This is a genomic window from Kitasatospora sp. NPDC004531 (assembly GCF_053602195.1).
In genome coordinates this window covers 1-2911 of sequence record NZ_JBSGDD010000193.1, presented here as the reverse complement: position 1 = coordinate 2911, position 2911 = coordinate 1, and the positions used below count along the sequence as shown (strand labels likewise).

Genomic DNA, 2911 nt, shown 5'->3' with positions numbered 1-2911 from the left:
GGCTGCGCCGCAGGCGGGGGAACGGTCGGCGGAGTGGGCGCCGGGGGCGGAGCGCGAGGCTGCGCCCGCGCCGGAGTCCGGCGTCGTGTCCGCGCCCCATGCGGAGCGCGGTGTGTCGGGTCGGGAGCCGGAGGCACCGGCTGCGCCGCAGGCAGAGCGGCTCTCGACGGCAGCCGGGCCCGACGCCCTTTCGGGCCGGGCGTGGGAGAGGTCGCAGGTGGGGGAGCAGTCGTCGGCGTGGGTGCCGGGGGCGGAGCCCGAGGCTGCGCCCGGAACCCCTTCGGAGCGCGGTGTGTCGTGGCGGGAGCCGGAGGCACCGGCTGCGCCGCACGCAGAGCGGCTCTCGACGGCAGCCGGGCCCGACGCCCCTTCGGGCCGGGGTGTGGCGTGGGAGAGGTCGCAGGTGGGGGAGCAGTCGTCGGCGTGGGTGCCGGGGGCGGAGCCCGAGGCTGCGCCCGGACCCCCTTCGGCGCGGGGCGTGTCGGGTCGGGAACCGGAGGTGCTGGCTGCGCCGCAGGCAGAGGGGCGGCCGACGGCGGTCGAGCCCGATGCCAGGCCCGGAGCCCCCTCGGGGCGGGATACGTCCTGGTCGGAGCCGCGGGTGTCGGCTGCGCCGCAGGCAGAAGAGAAGGCGCCGGGCGCGCCGCAGGCGGTCGAGCGGTCATCGGCAGGGGAGCCGGAACCGGAGCCCGGGCCCGCAGCCGCGTCCCCCTCGGAGTCCGGTGTGTCCTGGCCGCAGCCGCTGGTGTCGGCTGCGGCGCAGCCAGCGGAGACGTCGTCGGCGTGGGCGCTGGGCGCGCCGCAGGGGAGGGAGCGGTCATCGGCCAGGACACCGGAACCGGCCCCCGGGCCCGCGGCCGCGCCCTTCTCGGAGTCCGGGGTGTCGTGGTCGCAGCCGCAGGTGTCGGCCGCGCCGCGGGCGGCGGGGGCACCGGAACCGGAGCCCGGGCCTGCGGCCGCGCACTTCTCGGAGCCCGCTAAGTCCTGGTCGGAGCCGCAGGTGTCGGCCGCCCCGCAGCCGGCCGGGGCACCGGAACCGGAGCCCGCCGTCGCGGCCGCGCCCCCCTCGGAGCGCGGTGCGCCGTGGCGGGAGCCCGAGGTGCCGGCGGTGCCGCACGTCGGGGAGCGGCCGCCGACGTACGCCGCCGAGCCGACCGTGCTGCCGGTCACGGACCCGGCGGGGCTGGCCGGTGTCGTGCCGGACACCGTCATCGACGGCGCCCAGTTCGCGGCGACCACGCTGCGCGCGGTGTCGATCCGCGGCGACTCCGCCCGCTACCGGGGTGAGCCGCGGCGCGACGCGCTGCTCACCGTCCGGTTCGGGGAGGGCGAGGACGGCCTGGTGTTGACGGTCCTCGCCGGCCCGGCCCGCCACGCCGACGCCGCGTGGGGCTCGGCGGCGGCGACGGACGCGGCCCGGCAGCTGGCCGCCGCGATCGGACGCAGCCGCGCCGAACTCGCCGCCGACCTGCGGGCCGGGGCCCGCGACCGGCTGCGGTACGGCCTGCAGCGGATCGCCGTCCAGGCGGCGGCCCGGCTGCGCACCGACAACGGGGGAGCGCAGGACGCGCCGGATGAGGAACTGCCGCCGGAGGAGACCGGCTCGCTGCACTGCCTGCTGATGTCCACCGACCCGGCGGCCACCCACCGCGCCGCGTTCGGCACCGGCCCGGGCGGGCTGTACCTGCTGCGCGCCGGCCACTGGATCGACGCCTACGCGGCCCGTCTGCTGCACCACCCGGACGGTCATCCCCCGCTGCCCCCGGCCGCTCTCCCGGCCCCCCGTCCGTTCCGCTTCCGCCTGGTCCCGGCCACCTCCGGCGACATCGTGCTGCTCTGCACCCCGGGCCTCGCCGCGCCGATCGCCGAGGAACCGGCCGTCGCCCACTTCCTCTCCAGCCACTGGGCCCACCCCCACCCGCCGGGCACCGTCGACTTCCTCCGCCAGATCCAGGTCCGCGCCAAGGGCTACGCCGACGACCGCACCGCCGTAGCGGTCTGGACCGAGTAGCCGCCGGAGCCGCTACTCGGGGGCCGTGACGCCCAGCAGGGCGTGGGCGGCGGAGGCGGCGTGGGCAGCGGCAGCAGCGCGGCTGGTGGCGGGGAGACCGATGGCGAGCGGGACGGCGAGGCCGTCGAGGAGGGCGCGGAGCTGGGTGGCGCGGGTGGCGGCGGGGGCGGTCGGGGCGAGGACGCCGGTGCGGTGGCCTTCGGCGACGAGCGCGGTGAGGTCGTCCTGCCAGGGGGTTTCGATGTCGAGCTGGCCCTGGCGGAGGTCCGCGCTCTCGGGGGAGCGGCTCCAGACCTCGATCCAGAGGATCCAGCGGGGGTCGCCGGGCCCTTCGGGGAGGTAGAGGTCGATGTAGCGGGCCAGCCGTTCGAGCACCGGCAGGTCGTGGCGGGCGAGTTCGCGGGTGCGGCGCTCGCCGAGCTGGGCCTCGCTCCAGCGCAGGGTCTCCAGCAGGAGCTGGTCCTTGCTGCCGAAGTAGTAGAGCAGGTGGCCGGCGCTCATGCCGAGCTGCTGGCCGAGGCCGGCCATGGTGAGGCGGGCGAGGCCGTGTTCGGCGATGGCGGCGCGGGCGGCCGCGTACACCTCTTCCCGGGGGCGGGCGGGGCGGCGGGTGCGTGGCGGGGCCATCCGCCCTCCTCGTTGCTGGCTGTCCGGTGTCCAGTCTCCCGTACGGGGCGGGGCGGGGGTGCGGGCGGGGTCACCAGCCGCCGTGTTCGCGTCCTTCGAGGTGTTCCTGCCGGCCGTGGTCGAGCCCGGCCCGGTAGGCCTTGCGCAGGACGGCGGCGGCCTGTTCGCGGTCGAGGCCGGGGGCGAGGCGCAGCAGTTCGTCGGTGCGTGCTGGACGACGAAGAACGGCGCGCGGACGTTGACCGCGAAGACCTCGTCGAACTCCTCCTCGGT

General features: G+C 77.9%; 3 protein-coding genes. 2 read left to right on the top strand and 1 reads right to left on the bottom strand.

Annotation, left to right across the window (positions count from 1 at the left end):
- Positions 1–1108: 1108 nt before the first annotated feature.
- The gene (locus ACWEMJ_RS33975; protein WP_452141000.1) at positions 1109–2011 is read left to right on the top strand and encodes a protein phosphatase 2C domain-containing protein; all 903 of its coding nucleotides are present in this window, start codon (positions 1109–1111) and stop codon (positions 2009–2011) included.
- 12 nt (positions 2012–2023) lie between these two features.
- On the opposite strand, the gene ACWEMJ_RS33970 is transcribed toward ACWEMJ_RS33975, so the two are convergent.
- Entirely contained in the window at positions 2024–2638 is a 615-nt protein-coding gene (locus tag ACWEMJ_RS33970) for a TetR/AcrR family transcriptional regulator (protein WP_452140999.1), read from the bottom strand.
- An 82-nt stretch (positions 2639–2720) separates the two neighbouring features.
- Here ACWEMJ_RS33970 and ACWEMJ_RS33965 point away from each other — a divergent pair.
- Positions 2721–2911: hypothetical protein (locus tag ACWEMJ_RS33965; protein WP_452140998.1), on the top strand; the 191-nt coding region annotated here is incomplete at its 3' end.

Bases quoted from the DNA above. Each gene is read 5' to 3' on its own strand.
- ACWEMJ_RS33970 (WP_452140999.1), bottom strand. From the start codon at position 2,638: ATGGCCCCGCCACGCACCCGCCGCCCCGCCCGCCCCCGGGAAGAGGTG.